Origin of the sequence: Actinoplanes sp. NPDC026670 (genome assembly GCF_040638175.1) — a bacterium.
GTDB lineage: Bacteria > Actinomycetota > Actinomycetes > Mycobacteriales > Micromonosporaceae > Actinoplanes.
Window position 1 is genome coordinate 1 of sequence record NZ_JBEZXU010000096.1, and the last position, 17666, is coordinate 17666.

Annotated in this window: 14 protein-coding genes; 8 read left to right on the forward strand and 6 right to left on the reverse strand. The window is 71.0% G+C overall.

Translation table 11 applies throughout. The features are described from left to right. The first annotated feature begins 145 nt into the window (after positions 1-145). From AB0E94_RS48315 to AB0E94_RS48330, 4 genes are all read left to right on the forward strand, one after another. Positions 146-1135, forward strand: a complete 990-nt coding sequence (locus AB0E94_RS48315; RefSeq protein WP_360342065.1) for a trypsin-like serine protease — start codon at positions 146-148, stop codon at positions 1133-1135. An 82-nt stretch (positions 1136-1217) separates the two neighbouring features. After that, positions 1218-2354 carry a histidine kinase gene (locus tag AB0E94_RS48320; protein ID WP_360342068.1) on the forward strand — a complete coding sequence of 379 codons (1137 nt, stop codon included), beginning with the start codon at positions 1218-1220 and terminating at the stop codon, positions 2352-2354. Then, on the forward strand, positions 2351-3013 hold the full coding sequence (locus AB0E94_RS48325; protein WP_360342071.1) for a response regulator transcription factor: 663 nt from the start codon (positions 2351-2353) through the stop codon (positions 3011-3013). Before AB0E94_RS48320 ends, AB0E94_RS48325 begins: the two co-directional genes overlap by 4 nt. Before the next feature lie 119 nt (positions 3014-3132). After that, on the forward strand, positions 3133-4710 hold the full coding sequence (locus AB0E94_RS48330) for a subtype B tannase (RefSeq protein ID WP_360342074.1): 1578 nt from the start codon (positions 3133-3135) through the stop codon (positions 4708-4710). Between the two features lie 55 nt (positions 4711-4765). Here AB0E94_RS48330 and AB0E94_RS48335 read toward each other — a convergent pair whose 3' ends face one another. Both AB0E94_RS48335 and AB0E94_RS48340 read right to left on the reverse strand, forming a co-directional pair. Further along, positions 4766-5275, reverse strand: a complete 510-nt coding sequence (locus AB0E94_RS48335; RefSeq protein ID WP_360342077.1) for a phospholipase — start codon at positions 5273-5275, stop codon at positions 4766-4768. A 104-nt stretch (positions 5276-5379) separates the two neighbouring features. Then, the gene (locus AB0E94_RS48340) at positions 5380-5661 is read right to left on the reverse strand and encodes a hypothetical protein (protein WP_360342080.1); all 282 of its coding nucleotides are present in this window, start codon (positions 5659-5661) and stop codon (positions 5380-5382) included. A gap of 186 nt (positions 5662-5847) precedes the next feature. Between AB0E94_RS48340 and AB0E94_RS48345 the strand changes: the two genes are divergently transcribed. The 3 genes from AB0E94_RS48345 to AB0E94_RS48355 all read left to right on the forward strand — a co-directional run bounded on the left by AB0E94_RS48345 (position 5848) and on the right by AB0E94_RS48355 (position 12790). Continuing rightward, on the forward strand, positions 5848-10323 hold the full coding sequence (locus AB0E94_RS48345) for a glycoside hydrolase family 2 TIM barrel-domain containing protein (RefSeq protein ID WP_360342083.1): 4476 nt from the start codon (positions 5848-5850) through the stop codon (positions 10321-10323). Positions 10324-10739: 416 nt separating this feature from the next. Further along, positions 10740-12329, forward strand: a complete 1590-nt coding sequence (locus AB0E94_RS48350; protein WP_360342085.1) for a PP2C family protein-serine/threonine phosphatase — start codon at positions 10740-10742, stop codon at positions 12327-12329. A 2-nt stretch (positions 12330-12331) separates the two neighbouring features. Continuing rightward, positions 12332-12790 carry a response regulator gene (locus tag AB0E94_RS48355; protein WP_360342088.1) on the forward strand — a complete coding sequence of 153 codons (459 nt, stop codon included), beginning with the start codon at positions 12332-12334 and terminating at the stop codon, positions 12788-12790. On the opposite strand, the gene AB0E94_RS48360 is transcribed toward AB0E94_RS48355, so the two are convergent. From AB0E94_RS48360 to AB0E94_RS48375, 4 genes are read right to left on the reverse strand one after another with little or no spacing between them, the layout of a single operon-like run. Beyond that, complete coding sequence (locus AB0E94_RS48360) at positions 12709-14910, reverse strand: ATP-binding protein (RefSeq protein ID WP_360342091.1); 2202 nt, start codon at positions 14908-14910, stop codon at positions 12709-12711. The two genes, AB0E94_RS48355 and AB0E94_RS48360, sit on opposite strands and share 82 nt — an antisense overlap. Positions 14911-14936: 26 nt before the next feature. Beyond that, the gene (locus AB0E94_RS48365; RefSeq protein WP_360342094.1) at positions 14937-15590 is read right to left on the reverse strand and encodes an AbfB domain-containing protein; all 654 of its coding nucleotides are present in this window, start codon (positions 15588-15590) and stop codon (positions 14937-14939) included. 50 nt (positions 15591-15640) lie between these two features. Continuing rightward, a complete protein-coding gene (locus tag AB0E94_RS48370) occupies positions 15641-15997 on the reverse strand; it encodes a VOC family protein (RefSeq protein WP_360342097.1) in 357 nt (118 codons plus the stop codon). A 10-nt stretch (positions 15998-16007) separates the two neighbouring features. Further along, positions 16008-17036, reverse strand: a complete 1029-nt coding sequence (locus AB0E94_RS48375; RefSeq protein WP_360342100.1) for a cation diffusion facilitator family transporter — start codon at positions 17034-17036, stop codon at positions 16008-16010. A 175-nt stretch (positions 17037-17211) separates the two neighbouring features. Between AB0E94_RS48375 and AB0E94_RS48380 the strand changes: the two genes are divergently transcribed. Then, entirely contained in the window at positions 17212-17661 is a 450-nt protein-coding gene (locus tag AB0E94_RS48380; RefSeq protein ID WP_360342103.1) for a lamin tail domain-containing protein, read from the forward strand. Positions 17662-17666 lie beyond the last annotated feature (5 nt).

A 17666-nucleotide genomic window follows, 5' to 3' on the forward strand; every position in this document is an offset into this window, starting at 1 on the left:
ACCCACTTACCGGAGACCTCAACCTTTATCGATCACCGCCACACCGGACATCCATCACACCCAGGCCCCAACAGCCCATACGAAACACGGCCTAGGAGGTTCATGCATGCGGGGGCTTGCGCGGCTCGTTTACGCTCCACACCCGTTGAGGAAGACAGGGAAGTTTCTCGCCGGGGTGGCCGCCGTGATGATCGGTGCGGCCGCTCTACCGCCGCCCGCGTACGCCATCGCCAACGGTGAGGCGGTGCCCGACGGCCGCTACCCGTTCGCGGTCAAGATCTCCACGATCGGCATCCCGACGGCCGACGGGGGTAAACGGGACAGTTCCTGCTCCGGCGGGCTGATCTCACCCCACTGGGTGATCACCGCAGCGCACTGTTTCCGTGATCTCGACGGCAACCGGGTGTCGCACACGGTCGCCGAGCAGACCTTCGTCACCGTCGGGCGGGCCGACCTGACCAGCAAGGACGGGTTCGCCGCGGACGTCGTCGAGGTGGTCCAACACGGTCAGGCCGACGTCGCGCTGATCCGGCTCGACAAGGCGATCACCAAGATCGACCCGCTCACGCTGGGGAGCAGAGAACCGGCCCAAGGGCAAAAGGCCAGGCTTGTCGGGTACGGCTTCACGAACCCACAGGCCACGCAGACCCCCGACCGGCTGCGCACCGGCCGTTTCGAGGTCACGTCCGTCGACGACACCGAGATGGGCCTGTCCGGGGTCGCGCCACGGGCCACCACCAGCCCGTGCGAGCGGGACTCCGGTGGGCCGTACTTCACCGAGGGCGACGGCGGGGCCGTGCTGATCGGCGTGGTCAGCCGCGGCCCGGACTGCCCGCACGCCGGGCCGGACATCGCCACCCGGGTGGACGCCATCGCCCCGTGGGTCAAGTCGGTGATCAAGAACGACGTGGCGGCCACGACCTCGCCGTCGAAGACCCGCAAGCCGTCCGGCCGTACCGATGAATCGTCGGTCCAGGCCGCGCCACCGACGCCTGCCGCAACCATCGGCGGGTTCTCACCCGTCCTCCTGGTGACCCTCCCGGCGGTGGCGATCGGTTTCGTGGTGGTGCTGATCGCTTCCGGTCGCCGCAACAGCCGCAGCCGCCGCGCCCGCGGCTACCACCGCCGCCGCTGACTACCTGAGTGGTAGCCGGCGCCGCCGCGGATACCGCAGGTGTCGGATGCCGGGCGCGGCGGTCCGCCGTAGCGTGATCATCATGCTGTCGAAGCGGTGGCCGTGGCTGGCGGACGTGCTCGCCGGCGTCGCCGTCGCCGGGGTCGCCGCGGCCGGCGCGCTGACCGGCGGAGGCGAGATGCACAACGTGCCGCTCGCCGCAGACCTGGTCACCGCCGGTGTCGCCGGGGTGGCCGCCGGTTTCGGCCGCAAGGCGCCGATTCCGGTGCTGGTCCTGTCGGCGGCCGTCGAGATCGGGTTCCTGCTGGCCGGCTGGTCGCTTCCGCCGCTGATCTTCGCGGTCGGCTGGGCGCTCTATCAGATCGCCGTCCGGTACGAGCGGCGCTGGGCGTGGACGGCGTCGCTGAGCTGCGCGGTCGCGTTCTGGGCGGTCTCCGTCTACGGGTATCCGCAGGGCGGATGGTGGACCCCGGTGGCGCTGACCTGCTTCACGTTCACCGGGATGGCCACCGCCGCGGGCGAGGCGGTGCGCAGCCGGCGGGCGTACATCGCCGAGGTCGAGGACCGGGCCCTCCGGGCCGAACAGAGCCGTGAGGACGAGGCACGCCGCCGGGTCTCCGAGGAGCGGCTACGGATCGCCCGCGAACTGCACGACGTCGTCGCTCACCACATCGCCGTGATCAACGTGCAGTCCGGCGCGGCGGTCTTCGCGCTCTCCCGCCAGCCGGAGGCGGCCGGGCCGCCGTTGCAGCACATCCGGCGCGCCTCGACGGTCGTGCTGCGGGAGCTCACGTCGATCGTCGGGCTGCTGCGGCAACCGGGGGAGGCCGACGACGAGCGTGCTCCACAGCCGGGCCTGGACCGGCTCCCCGAGTTGCTGGCGGACTTCCCGGAGGTGTCGTTCCGGCAGGACGGCCCGGCCCGGCCGCTGCCGGCGAGCGTCGATCTGGCGGCCTACCGGATCGTGCAGGAGTCGCTGACGAACGCCCGCAAACACGGGACACCACCGGTGGACCTGCATCTGACCTGGACCCGGGACCGGCTCACCATCGATGTCGGCAACCCGGTGCGGCACCGCATCGGCGGGTCCGGGTATGGGCTGATCGGCATGCGGGAACGTGCCGGCGCCGCCGGTGGCACGATCGAGGCCGGGCTCAGCGCTGCCGACCGGTTCACCGTCCGGGTGACGCTTCCCCTTTCCGACGAGGAGCGGCTGTGAGCATCCGTGTTCTGCTCGCCGACGACCAGAAGCTGATCCGGGCCGGATTCCGGCTGATCATCGACCTGGCCGACGGCCTCGACGTGGTCGGTGAGGCGTCCGGCGGGCAGGAGGCGCTGGACCTGGCCGCCGGCGCGGACGTGGTGCTGATGGACATCCGGATGCCGGGGATGGACGGGCTGGAGGCGACTCGCCGGATCGCGGCCGATCCGGTGCTCGCCGCGGTCCGGGTGATCATCCTGACCACCTTCGAGGCCGACGACAACGTCCTGGCCGCGTTGCGGGCCGGGGCCAGCGGGTTCCTCAGCAAGGACGTCGAACCGGATGAGCTGCTGCGCGCGATCCGGGTCGTCCACGCCGGCGAGGCGCTGCTCACGCCCCGGGCCACCCGCGGCCTGATCGACCGTTTCCTCACCCCGCCGTCCGACGGTGTGGTGCCGCCGGAGCTGTCGGTGCTCACCGAACGCGAACGTGAGGTGCTGCGCCTCGTGGCCCTCGGGCAGACCAACGAGGAGATCGCGGCCCGGCTCGTGCTGTCGCCGCTGACCGCCAAGACCCACGTGCATCGGGCGATGACCAAGCTCGGGGTTCGCGACCGGGCTCAGCTTGTGGTCATCGGCTATCAGAGTGGGCTGGTCAAGGCAGGGGAGCGGGCCTGAGCTACCACTGCGGTAGTAGGCCCGGGTGTCTACTCGGGGACGACGTCGTTTCGTTGGCAGATCGGCAGGCTTGTCCTACCTCGCGGCGCAGCAGCGCCGACCGGAAAGGACTGGCTTTCATGAATCGCAGGACTCTGCTGGCGGTTGGCGCGGCCGGAATGGTGTCGACGGTGGCCGCGTGCACCTCGTCGTCGCCTTCCTCGCCCGCCGCTTCCTCGTCGCTGACGTTCGATAAGAACGCCTTCACCGAGAAGACCACGACCGTCACCACGGTGGCCGGCGACAAGGAGGTCGTCTACCGGCTGTACAGCAAGGTCGCCTACGTTGCGAAGCCGGTCGACGTGGCCTGTCAGAGCCTGTCCGTGGCCGTCCCGGTCAAGATCGACGGCAAGGAGGTCGACGCCACGAACGCGCCGATCCTGTTCGAGATCCCGGTCGGCGGTTACATGCCTGCGGAGACCCCGGAAGATCCGTTCGTGCAGGCCGGCGGGATGCCGGGTGGGGGAATGCCGGGCGGTGGGATGCCGGGCGGTGCCGGAATGCCGAGCGGCGCTCCGGATGGTGGCGGTCCGCCCGGTGGGAACACCGGCAACGGCGGGGCACTCCCGACCGGGATGGGCAGTACCGGACAGAACACGCACGAGGCGATCGCCGCCGGCTGGGTGGTCGTGACGGTCGGTGCCCGCGGCCGCACCAACAAGGCCGCTGACGGCACGTTCTACGGCAAGGCGCCGGCCGTGATCGTCGATCTCAAGGCCGCGGTCCGCTACATCCGGTCCAACAAGGGCGTCTTCCCGGGCGACACCGACAAGATCATTTCTGATGGTACGAGCGCCGGCGGCGCCGTCTCCACCCTGCTCGGCGCCTCCGGCGACAGTGACCTCTACTCGAAGTACCTGACGGAGGCAGGTGCCGCCGACGCCAGCGACGCCATCTTCGGGGTGGCCGCCTACTGCCCGATCACCGATCTGGAGAACGCCGACACCGCCTACGAGTTCCTCTACGGCAGCCTCCCAGCGAACGGACAGTCCGTGGACGCGACCGTGTCGGCGGAACTGTCCGGCGCCTTCGCGGCCTATCAGGACGGCCTCGCTGTCAAGGGCCTCGACGGCAAGACGCTGACCGCCGGCGGATACCGGAACTACCTGCTGACCCAGTATCTCCAGCCGGCGGCGACCACCTACCTGGCGGGGCTGTCGAGTGCCGAGCGCAGTGAGTATCTGGCGGCGAACGGCTTCATCAAATGGTCCGGCGGAAAGGCGACATTCACCTTCGCCGACTTCCTGACCCATCTCGGCAGCCGCAAGAAGACGGTGCCCGCGTTCGACGCGTTCGACCTGAGCGCCGGCGAGAACAACCTGTTCGGCACCGCGACTGTCGACAACCGGCATTTCACCGGGTTCAGCGCGGCCAAGGCGAGCGCCGATCTCGATGCCGACATCCCTGACCTGCTGAAACTGATGAACCCGATGCACTTCCTGCTGGAACGGAACGAGGCGCGCGCCAAGAACTGGTTCATCCGGCTCGGCACCAGCGACACCGACACGTCACTGACCGTGTCGTCGAACGTGGCCGCGGCCGCCTCGACCCTCGGCGACACCGTCGACTCGATCATGTACTGGGACGCCGGTCACGGCGCCAACAACGACCCGGAGGCGTTCGTCGCCTGGGGCAACAAGATCACCGGCCACGCCTGAGGCCGGGTGGCGGCGGCCGCCCCATGCCGGGGGTGGCCGCCGCTATTTGCACAGGTCAGAGCAGGTCGGCCGCGGCCTGCAAGTCTGCCGGTTCGACCGGCTCCAGCGAGCCGAAGATCGACACGGCCTGGTAGTACGTCCAGGCCAGGCTGGTGCAGGCCGGCCGGACGGCGGCCGAGTAGGTGGCGCACTTGCGTTTGAGGTCCTCGTAGAAGGCCGAGTCCAGGCGGCTCTTGTTGGCGCTGAACGCACCGACCGCCTTGTAGTTGCGGTATCCGAAGTCGTGGCGGTAGCAGGCCAGGGTGAAGTCGAAGCCCAGCGGGTTGTCCGGGCTGGACGAGCAGTAGTCGGTGCTCCAGTCGAACCCGTACGCGGACCAGGCGCCCTGGTTCTGCCGGGCCGCGTTCCAGCTGTTGTAGCTGGTCACGCTGGTCTGGGTGAAGTTGGACAGGGCGGCGAGCTTCTCGGCCGGGGTGACGGCGTGCGCCGGTGCGGCGGTGCCGAGCAGTGCCGCGGTGGTGACGGCCAGGGCGAGCAGGATACGGCGGACGGGAGACGTGGACATCCGGAACTCCTAACTGGCGGTGAACGCGAGTCGATCCTGCGGTCCCGTTCTTGCCGCCGGCCGATCAGGGAATTGCCGGATGTCGATATGTAGGGGAACGGTGCTCAGAGGCGGAGGTCTTCGCCGATCGGGTCGAGGTCGAAGGTGAGCAGGCCCTTGCGGACGGCGTCGAGATCGTTCACCACCTCGGTGGCCCGCTGGTGGGTGTCGACGTCCAGGAACAGCACGACGCCGGGGATGTCGCCGGTCTTCACCGCGACCTGGACCACCACCCGCTGCTGGACCAGGTTCCACGACTGCCTCGAGAAGGCGTTCTCCTTGAAGAAGATCCTGAGCTGTTCGGGTGTCACGCCCGGTCCGGGGCGCGAGTTCGCCATGAAGCGCATGCCGTCATGGTCTCCGCCGGGCTCGGGTGCGTCGTCATCCGCCGCGAATGAGCGAGCATCGACCCCGTTCCATGTTCGGTGACTCTGTTGTAACGTCGCAATCGCTTCGAACATGTTCAGTTCTGGTCGAACGTGTTACGAGTCTGATCGCCGTGCCATCGGAGGGGAGCCCGAATGTGGCGGGTCGTGGGTTCGGTTCTGACACTTCTTGTCGGATTCGCAGCGGTTCCAGCGGTTCCAGCGGCGGCAGCGCAGGCCTCGGCCGGGCCACAGAACCCGGCCGACGTCTACCGCTACCTGGAGGACCCGCGGATGACCGGCGAGGGCCAGCAGGCTCCGCACGCTGACCTGCGGCCCTACGGCGACGTGGCGACCGCGGTCCGGGACGCCACCGCCCACGACGCCCGGTCACCGTACGTGAGCAGCCTCAACGGCGGCTGGCGGATGAAACTGTTCGACAGGCCCGGCGACGTCCCGGCCGGGTTCGCCGCGGACGGGTTCGACAGCTCCGCCTGGCCGAAGGTGACCGTGCCGCACACCTGGCAGTCCGACTTCGCCGACCATCCGATGTTCCGCAACATCCCGGAGGAGATCTGGCCGGACAACCCGCCCTACGTGCCGAAGGACGTCAACCCGACAGGCGCCTACCTGCGCACCTTCGACGTGCCGAAGAACTGGGCCGGCGGCCGTGAGTTCCTCCGCTTCGAAGGCGTGACCAGCGGCTACTTCGTCTGGGTCAACGGCGTCTACGCGGGGTACGACCAGGGCGGCTACACCCCGGCCGAGTTCGACGTGACCGACCTGGTCGAGCCCGGGCGCAACACGATCGCCGTGCAGGTGCACCGCTGGGGCGCCGGCGCCTACCTGGAGGACTACGACCAGTGGCGGTACAGCGGCATCTTCCGGGACGTCACGCTCTACCGGACCGAGGCGGTTCGTCTTCGCGACGCGTACATCACGACCGATTTTGATCCGGATTTCAAAGATGCGACCCTGAGCGCCCGGGTCGATCTGGCCGGCGCCGCCCACGACGGTTACTCCGTGCGCGGCACGCTGCGTGACGCCGCCGGGCGGACCGTCACCACCATGACCCAGCCGGCCGACCAGGACCGGATCACCCTGACCGGCCGGGTGACGAGCCCGGCGCAGTGGACCGCCGAGGACCCGAACCTCTACACGCTCGCCCTCGAACTGCTGAAACCCGACGGGCGGGCGGCACACATCACCGCGCAGACGGTCGGGTTCCGGGAGATCGAGATCCGCGACAAGCAGCTGCTGGTCAACGGCGAACGCATCCTGATCAAGGGCGTCAACCGCTCGGAGACCGACCCGGACACCGGCCGGCATGTCACCCGCGAAGCGCAGCGTAACGACGTGTTCCTGATGAAACGCCTGCACGTCAACGCGGTCCGGACCTCCCACTACCCGGCCGACCCGTACTTCTACGACCTGGCCGACCGCTACGGCCTGTATGTGGACGACGAGGTCGACATCGAGACCCACTCGCGGGAGAACTGCCCGAGCGTCTGCCTCGCGTCGAAACCGGAATGGGCGGCCGCGTTCGCCGACCGCTTCCAGGCGATGATCGCCCGCGACAAGAACCACCCGAGCGTGCTGCTCTGGGACACCGGCAACGAGGCCGGCCTCGGCACCGCGCACTACGCGATGGCCGAGTGGGCCGACGCCAACGAACCGACCCGCCCGCTCTACCACCAGTCGAACTCGCCCGACGGTGACGCCCCGTTCGCCGACGTCAGCGGCCCCCGCTACCCCACCCCGGCCTCGGTGGAGAACAAGGCCAAGACCGGATCAAAACCGATCGTGATGGGGGAGTACGCCCACGCGATGGGCAACAGCATGGGCAACTTCGACGAGTTCTGGGCCATCGCCCGCCGCGAACCGTCGATGCAGGGCGGATTCGTCTGGGACTGGGCCGAACAGGACCTGCGCCAGCCGCTCATCCTGACCCCGGACACCTCGGCGAACCGGATCCAGACGTTCCTCGTCGGCAAACCTGCCTTCGTTGACGGCCACCGCGGCAAGGCGATCAGCCTGTCCAGCCTCGACGACTTCGTCGACGTGTTCCGCGACCGCCGCCTCGACCTCACCGACCAGGTCACCCTGGACGCCTGGGTCAAACCCGGCGAGTGGGCGGGCAGCTTCCCGATCGTCACGAAGGGCCGCGCCTACGCCCTCCAGATGCGCGACCAGGACACCCTCGAATTCGGCGTGAACAACGTCTGGGCCGCCGCCGACGTGCCCGCCGACTGGTACGGCAACTGGCACCGGGTCACCGGCGTCTACGACGGCACGAAGCTGGAACTGCGCATCGACGACGCGCCGGTCGCGACCACCGCCCGGACCGGGGCGATCGACCCCGGCCTCTACGAGGTCAACATCGGCCGCAACGCCGAGACCCAGCAGGACGACCTCAAGGTGCGGACCGGACGCGGCCTGGTCGACGACGTGCGCATCTACGGCAGCGGCCCGGACCCGGTCCTGGCGCTCGACTTCGACAAGTCCCAGCGGCGCGGCGACTTCCTCAGCCTCGGCCTGAGCCTGTCCGGCACCGACGGCATGGTTTCCTCCGACCGAGTCCTCCAGCCGGAGACCGAGGAGGTGGCCTGGTCACACTCACCGATCCGGATCACCGCGGTCGACGTGCCCACCGGGAAGGTCCGGGTGCTCAACGAACAGCCGGCCGGCACCCAGCGGCTCCGGCTCACCTGGTCGCTGACCGAGATCGACAAGCGGCTGCGCGGCGGCGCCCGGGACGTCACCCTCGCCGCCGGCCAGAGCATCGACCTCGACCTCGGGGCGGCGCCGGGCAACCCGTACGACCGGGAACGCTGGCTGAACGTGTCCGCCGCGACCGTCCAGGACCTGCCCTGGGCCAAGCGTGGCTGGGTCGTCGCCCGCGAACAGTTCGCCGCCGGCGGCCGGGTCGTCCCCGGCATCCTGCCCGGCGTCGCCCGTCGCGCCCCGCAACTCGACGTCACACCGGAGGCGATCACCGTCCGTGGCAAGGGGTGGCGCTACCGGTTCGAGAACGGCGCCCTCACCTCACTGGCCGCCGACGGCCGCGAACTGCTCATGGCCGGACCGGAACTCGACGTCTACCGGCCGCCGACCAGCAACGAGACGTACGGCTGGGGCACCGCCGACCGCAACATCTGGCACGAGGTCGGCCTGGACCGCCTGGCCACCACCGTCGAGGACGTGACCGCGGCCGCCGAAGGCGACGACGTGGTGGTCACCGTCCGTAGCACGGCGGCGGCCCCCGGCCTGGCGAGCGTGTTCGCCGTCGGCCAGACACTGCGCTACCGCATCGACGGCAACGGCACGATCACCCTCGACCACCAGGTCCAGGCCCGCGGCAGCCGGGCCGGGGCGTTGCCCTACCTGCCCCGGGTCGGCGTCCAGGTCCGGGTGCCCGAGTCGCTCGACGACTTCACCTGGTACGGGACCGGGCCGCACGAAACCTACAACGACCGGGTCAGCGCCGCCACCGTCGGTGTCTGGCGCAGCACGGTCGACGACGAATACGTCCCCTACGCCCGCCCGCAGGCCGGCGGCAACCACACCGGCACCCGCTGGGCCGCCCTCACCGACGGTCACCGTGCGGGGCTTCTGGTGGGCAGCCCGACCGGCACCGACCTGGACGTCAGCGTCACCCGATACGACGACCTGGACCGTGCCGAATACGCCCACCAGCTGCCATTCGTCCGTAACGACGGCTGGGTGACCCTGCACGCGGCCACCGGCGAGACAGGCATGGGTGAGACCCCCAACTCGGTCCTCACCCCCTACCGGCTGTCACCGACCGCGGCCTACGACTACTCGCTGATCCTGCGGCCCCTGGCCGGCGGCCGCCTGCCGTCACCGTCCGCGGCCGCTCCCTGCCCGCCCGACGTCACCCTCACGGCAGACACCACCACCGCTGCGGTACGGGTGGACGCGCGCTGTGCCGTACCCCTGCGGGACGTGGCGGTGACCCTGGACGTGCCGGACGGCTGGCAGGTCACCCCGGCCTCGGTGCCGCTCGGCGAGGTGGCCGCCGGAACCCCGTCGACGGCGACGTTCCAGGTCACCGTCCCGCCCGGAACCGACTGGGGCCGGCACACCCTGACCGCCTCGGTGGCCTCGGTGACCGCCGACGGGTTCCGCAGCACGGTGACGGCGACGGCCACCGTGGGCACCCCGTTGCCAGCCGGCTCGTCCTGGGTGAGTGATCTGCCGTTCCTGGAGACCCAGAACGGCTGGGGCCCTGTCGAACGCGACCGCAGCAACGCCGAACAACCGTCCGGTGACGGCCGGCCGCTGACCCTGGGCGGCGTCGTCTACGAGAAGGGCCTGGGCGCACACGCCGTCTCCAAGGTGGCTGTCGACCTGACCGGCCGGGGCTGCACCACGTTCCGTGCCGACGTGGGCGTCGACGACGAGATGGGCAACTCCGGCTCGATCACCTTCGAGGTCTGGGTCGACGGTGTCCTGAAGGCCTCGACCGGCCGCCTGACCGGTGCGGCCTCCGCCCAGCCGATCACCGCCGACGTGACCGGTGGCGCCCGCCTGGAGCTACGGATCACCGACGCCGGAGACGGCAACGGTGCCGACCACGGCGACTGGGCCGCCGCCCGGCTACTCTGCGCCGCCCAGCCCTGAACCACACGCGGGGCGGCCGCCGCCGGCCGCCCCGCGCCCCCACCAGCCGTCGCTGGTCGCGGTTTTGGGGGTGCTTTTCCGTCGCTGGGCGACGGCTGAGCCCGCCGGCCGTCGCTGGCCGCGGTTATCGGGGCGTCTTTCCAGTGGTGGGCGACGGCTGGGCCCGCCGGCCGTCGCTGGCCGCGGTTATCGGGGCGTCTTTCCAGTGGTGGGCGACGGCTGGGCCCGCCGGCCGTCGTTGGGCGCGGTTATCGGGGCGTCTTTCCAGTGGTGGGCGACGGCTGGCGGGCTGTGGGGTGGCTGCCGTTTACGCTGATCACGGTTCGGCGATATAAACGGGGCGTGGTCGGTCGGGACTGGGAGGGTGACGGGCGGTGGGGGATGCCGATCTGGGGTGGGCTGCGACGCTGCACCGGATGTGGACCTCCGTCGGCCGGATCAGCGTCCGGGACGAGCTCGCCCAGCTGATCCTGCCGCCGCTGCAGGGGCTCCCCGGCGTCGTCGCCGTCTGGGGGCTGCGGCACGGCCCCGATGACACGGTTCTCGAGTACCGGTGGACCGGCGTCCCGCTGGAAGGGCCCCATCGGGAGCTTGCGCGTGCGATCGCCTCCGGCCGTACCCCCGAAGGTCTGTCCGATCTGGGGTTTTCGGAGGTGGTCCGGGACCGGTTCGACCTGGCCGGCGAAGCCGCCGGCAGCATCCTGGTGGCCGTCGACGAGAGCGCCGACGTGCCGGTGATCCGCGCCTGCCTGGGGCAGGTGATCGAGGTGACCCGGGAGGCGATCCGGCTGCTCGGGCAGCGGCGCGCCGAGCAGGCGCAGCAGACCCGCGACGCGTTGCTGGCCGAGGCGTCGCTCCAGATGGACCAGGTCCTCGACACCACGCAGACGATGCAGCGGGTGCCGCGGATGGCGGTTCCCGCGATCGCCGAGGGCTGTCTCGTGTTCGTCACCGAGGAGGGGCGGCCGGTGCTGCGCAGCTCGGTGCACGTCGACATGCGCCGGCTGTCCGCGCTGCTCGGCGATCCGGCGGTCGTCGCCCACCTGGACCATCTGGTCAGCCGGGCGGTCCTCGGCGGCACGGCGCCGCCCGCCGACACCACGCTGCTGTCCACCCGGTCCGTCGACCTGCAACCGCTGCGCGCCCGTGGCGAGATCGTCGGCGCGCTGGTCTTCCTCTTCGACCGGGACGCGAGTGCCATCCCGCCCACGTCGTTCCTGCGTGACCTGGCGTCCCGGGCGGCGCTCGCGATCGACAACGGCACCCGTTACGAACGCCGCCGCCGGGACGTGGTCACCATGCAGCAGCATCTGCTGCCCACCCGGCTGCCGGCGGTCGACGGGCTCGAACTCGCCGCCTCCTACCTGGTCGGGGACCGGATCCTCGAGGTGGGCGGGGACTTCTACGACGTGGTGTCCGGCGCCGACGGCAGTGTGGCCGCGCTGGTCGGCGACGTCTGCGGGCGTGGCGTGGACGCCGCCGCACTGACCGGGATGGCCCGGCACACGCTGGCCGCGCTGCTCCAGGAGGGCGCCACCCCGGTACGGGCCATGACCAGGCTCAACGCAAGGCTGCGGCTGGACGGGTCGTGGCGGTTCGTCACCGCCGGAGTGGCCCGGCTGCGCCTCACCGGGCACGGTGTCGAGGTCGACTGGGTGTCCGCCGGGCATCCCGCCCCGATGGTGCTGCGACGCGTGTCCGGCCCGGAGCGCGGCACCGGCGGCGGGGCCCCGCTCGGGGTGCTCGCCGAACCCCGGATCGGTGAGTCCCGGCTCCTGCTGGCCCCGGGTGACACGCTGATCCTGTTCACCGACGGGCTGACCGAGAGCCGCGACGCGCACGGTGTGATGTTCGAGGACCGGGCCCTCGGTGAGACTCTCGACCGGCTCCGGGACCGCCCGCTGAACGAGCTGGTCCAGGAGCTGAGCACTGCGGCAGCCGCCTTCGGCGGATCGGGCACCGACGACATCGCGGTCCTGGCGATCCGCGCCGGAAGGGAGAGCTGACGATGAGTGACCTCATCTACGTGGTCGAGGACAGCGACGAGGACGTCGAAGCCATCGAACGGGCGATCGGCCGGTCCCATCCGGCGTTGCGGCTCGAGTTCCACCGCTCCGGCGCCGACGTGCTGGCCGGCCTGACCGAACCCGGCCGGGAACGACCATGGCTCATGCTGCTCGACCTCAACATGCCCGGCGAGAGCGGCCTCGACGTGATCCGTGCCGTCCGCGCCCGGCCCGGCCTGGACGACCTGCGTCTCGTGGTGTTCACGTCGTCGGAGGACCAGGCCGAGGCGGACGCCTGCCACGCCGCCGGGGCGGACAGCTACGTGTACAAACCGCTGAACTTCGCGCTCTTCCAGAGCGTGCTCAGCCAGACCCTCGATTACTGGAGGTCGCGGGCCCGATCCGGGAATGTGGCCCGGATGGTCGCGCCACCGCCGGGGGAGTCCTCCGCCCAGACCTGACCGCCGTGCCGTTCCACGATCCGCCGCACGATCGCCAGGCCCGCGCCCGAGCCCTCGAACCCGGCGGTCGCCGGATGCAGCCGACGGAACAGCTGGAACGCCTGCTCCCGCAGGTGTGGTGGCATGCCGATGCCGTTGTCCTGGACGACCAGTTCGGCCCCACCCGACACCGACACCTGCCGTGGACCGTCCGGGCGCACGTATTTCGCCGCGTTGACCAGCAGGTTCACCAGCACCTGATCGAGCAGCACCGGGTCGGCGGTGATCGTCGTGCCCGGGTCGGGCATCACCACCGACAGCTCGGCCTCCCGCAGCCGCGGGCCGGCGACCTCCATCGCCCGGGTCACCGCCTCCCGCAGGTCCAGCTTCTCCCGATGCAGATCGGTACGCCCCAGCCGCGAGTAGTACAGCAGCGCGTTGAGCAGCTCGTCCATCCGCGCCGCGAGCCGCTGGATCGACGCCAGCCGGCGGGCCGTGACCTCGTCGAGCTCGCCGGCGGTGTCCTCGGCGATGAACGTCGCCGTGTTCGCGATCCCGCGCAACGGCTCCTTCAGGTCGTGGGCGGCCGCGTGCGCGAACGAGTCCAGATCGACGTTGCTGCGGGTCAGCTCCACGTTGAGCGCGGACACCCGCCGGGCGTGCGCCACCGCCACCCCGACCACGGCCCGGCCCAGCTCGACTGCCATCGCCAGATCGTTCGCCGACCACGGCAGGCTGCGTCCCCGCACCGAAGCCAGGTACACCGCGGTTGACCCGCGCGGGGTCAGGCGGCTGCCGTGCGGGCCCAGCACCACCGGCTCGTCCGGGTCGGTCGCCCAGCGCCGCGACACGGTCCGCTCCCCGCGCAGCCACCCGATCAGATCGCCGTCGGGCCCGGACGGCAGCACCAGCGCGCCGCACAGCGCCGAGGACCGGCCGGCCAGCGCGGGCAGATCCTCACCGAGCCGGTCGCTGTGCCACAACGAACCGGCCTGCTGCGCCGGCAGCGCCGCGAGCAGCGCGTCCACCACCTCCGGCCCCGGGTCGGCGCCGTGCACCGAGACCCGGCCCTCGGCCCGGATCACCACCGTGTCGCAGGCGATCACCCCGGCCATGCCATCCGGATCCAGCGGCCACGCCCGAGCCGGGCCGGCCGACGCGTTCTCCAGCAGACGGGCGATCAGGGTCCGGGACCGGTCCCGCGCGGACGCCCCGTCACGCTCCCGCAGCGCCGCCAGATGCAGCGACAACGCCACCCCGAAGAACTCGCACGCGGCCCGGACCTGCGGGCTCAGGGCGGTGACGGCCCGGCCGTGACAGGCGATCAGCCCCCACAGCCGGCCGCCGGACAGCAGCGACACCGACATCGACGAGCGGACCCCGATGTTGCGCAGGTACTCCAGGTGGAACGGCGACACCGTGCGCAGCACCGACATCGACAGGTCGAGCGGCCCGGACAGGCGGGCCGTCGCGTCGTCGGCGTCGGCGATCACCCGGATCCAGTTGCGCTCATACAGTCGCCGGGCCTGCGGCGGGATGTCGGTCGCCGGGAACCACAGGCCCAGCCACGGCTCCCAGCCGTCGGCCACGTCCTCGGCGATCACCTCGCCCGGCCCGTCCAGGCTCTCGAACCGGTAGGCGACCACCCGGTCGTAGCCGGTGATGGCCCGGACCTCACGCACCGCCGCCCGGCACGCCTCGACCACGGTGCCGGCCATCTGGAGCCGGATCAGTGCCTGCCGGATCGGGGTGTAGATCGCCGGGAAGTCGCGGGCCGCGCCGGCCGGCTCGAACTCCAGCACCAGCATCCCGTCGGACCGGTGCACGGTGACGTCGAACCGCCCGGCGCCGGCCTCGGCGGTCGTGGTCACCGGCATCATCGCGGTCTGCCCGGTGTCGGCGTCGGCCAGACCCTCCAGGGCGGCCAGCTGCGCCGCGTCCAGCAGGCAGGTCGCCGGGGCGCCGGACAGGCCGGCGACACCGAGCATCCGCTCGGCGTTCTCGCTGGTCACCGTGATCGTGCCGGCCCGGATCGCGATCAAGGCGCCGTACGACTGGACGCCGCCCAGCAGATGGATCGGCTCCTGCACGCACGCCGTCAGGTCGAACCCGCCGCCGACCTCACGTTCGGCCGCGGCCACCCGCTCGGGAAGCCAGCCCGGCGTGCTCAGGACGGCACCTGCACCATGAACGAGGTCCCCGAATCCTTGTCGATGTAGAGCGACTCGTCGTCGCGCCGGTGCACCACGTACTCCGGGTAGTTCTTGGAGCGCAGCCGGACCGTGCCCACGTCGGTGCCGGCCTCCTGGCAGAACGTGGCGTCGGCCCGGAACAGATCCGAGTCGTCGGAGGCGTCGAACCGCAGCCGGTAGTCGAAATGCCGCAGGTAGCGGCCGTCCTCCAGCTGGAACGAGAAACACGTGTCGTCGGCCAGGCCGGCGCTCACCGTCAGCGTAGCCGGATCGGCCGGGGACATCTTCGCGTAGTCGGAGTTGACGGTCAGGTAGGTGTCCTCGTCACCGAGCGGCGACAGCAGCCACGAACCGGTGGCGAGCTGCGGTTTCACCGTGGCCGTCGACTCCGGGGTGGCCGGGGCGGTGGCGGCCGGGGCGGTCGTCGTCGCGGCGGCGGCCGGTTTCTCCTCGCCGCCGCCGGTGCTGCTCCAGGCGGCGTAGCCGAGCCCGAGCACCGCGATCACGCCCACACCGACGCCGACGGTCATGGCCCTGGGCAGCCGGTCCGGCGCGCTCTTGCCGACATCCACACCGCCGCGCCCGTAGACGGTGCCGGGCTGCCGCGGCCCGGGGGCCTGCTCGGTCATCGATGGATCTCCTTCCGCTGCCTCCGGTGGCGAAGGTTACCGGGAGGCGGTCACGGCTCCCAGTAGACCTCCACGCGCCAACCGTCCGGGTCGAGGCACTTCAGGGAGACCAGATCGGGCTCCTCGTCGAACTCGATCACCGGAACACCCTCGGCCAGCAACCGCCGGTACAGGTCACGCACGGCGTCGCCGCTCGGGAGTACGAACCCGAAGTGCAGGAAATCCGGCGCCGGACCGACCTCCGCGACGGGGTGCAGCGCGAGATCGAAACCGTCGGCGTCGCGCACGATCACCGTGCCGTCGGGGTACGTGGTGGCGGTGGCCGGGTCGAAGCCGAACCATCTGGCGTAGAAGGTGAGGCTGCGCTGGTGATCGCGCACCGGAAGGCCGAGATGGCGAAGCCGCATGGGAGGCAGACTAGCCCGCCGGCACCGTGCTCCTGCGGCGCTCGTGGGACAGGGCGGTGTGGTGGCCGTCGCCGGGGTGGCTGTCCGGGTCGACGTGCACGGTCGCCGATGTCAGGCGGGGCACGTGATGGGTGAGCTGATGCTCGGCGTCGGCGGCGATCTCGTGCGCGGCCAGCAGCGACAGCCCGGCGTCGACCACGATGCCGGCCTCGGCGTGCAGCGAGTGGCCGATCCAGCGCAGCCGCAGCCCGGAGACGTCGCGCACCCCGTCGATCTCGCGCAGATGCTCCTCGGCGTGGTCGACCAGCTCGGGGTCGACCCGGTCCATCAGGCGGTGGTAGACCTGCCGGGCCGCGTCCCTGAGCACGAACAGGATCGCCACCGTGATCGCGATGCCGACCACCGGGTCGGCCCAGCCCCAGCCGAGCCACGCCCCACCGGCGGCGGCCACCACGGCCAGCGAGGTGAACCCGTCGGTCCGCGCGTGCAGCCCGTCGGCGACCAGCGCCGCCGAGCCGATCCGCCGGCCCACCGCGATCCGGTAGCGGGCGACGATCTCGTTGCCGGCGAACCCGGCCACCCCGGCGGCCAGCACCCACGGCAGGTGGCTGATGTCGCGCGGATGCAGGAGCCGGTCGACGGCGAACCACGCCGACGCGACCGCGGACGCGGCGATCACCCCGACGATCACCACCCCGGCGAGATCCTCGGCCCGGCCGAAACCATAGGTGTACGCCCTGGTGGCGGCCCGCCGGCCGAGCCAGAACGCGATGCCCAGCGGAACGGCGGTGAGAGCGTCGGCGACGTTGTGCACGGTGTCGCCGAGCAGCGCCACCGAACCGGACATCACCATGATCACGGCCTGCACGGCGGCGGTGACCCCGAGCCCGGCCAGGGAGATCCACAGTGCCCGCAGGCCCTCACGGGACGACTCCAGGGCGCTGTCGACCTTGTCGGCGGTGTCGTGCGAATGCGGTTTCAGCAGATGCCGGAGACCGTGCCGGTGCGGGTGGTGGTGCTCGTGTTCGGCCACCCGCACACGGTACGCCCGGCACTAGCGCCGCGACAACCCTGCAACTGCCAATAACCTGCAGAAACGCGGATGTGGCAGTTGTGGACGGGTGCCCCGGAAGAGTGAACCTCGCGTGTTGTTCAGCGGATTACCAGGTCGAACGGGAAGAATGCGGCTTTCGCCCAGCCTGACAGGAGATCGCATGCTTCGCCCATTGCCCGGGGTCGTCATCGTCGCCCTCGGAGCCGCACTGTCCCTGGCCGCACCCGTCCAGGCCGCCACCCCGGCGCTGCGGTTCCAGAGTGTCCAGTACGACTCGCCGGGTAAGGACGACCGCACCAACGGCAGCATCAACGCGGAGTGGATCGCCCTGGTCAACACCGGGCCGGCGGCGGTCAACCTGAACGGCTGGCGGGTCGCCGACGAGGTGCGCTCCTACACCTTCGACAACGTCACGATCGCCGGCCGGGGCGGGGTGCTCTACCTGCACAGCGGCAAGGGCACCGACACCGCCACCCACCGGTACTGGAACTCCGGCAGCTATGTGTGGAACAACGCCGGGGACTCGGCCACCCTGCGCAGCCGGGCCGGGACCGTCCAGGACACCTGCACGTGGGGGCAGCAGGTCGGCCGTACCAGCGTGAACTGCTGAAACAG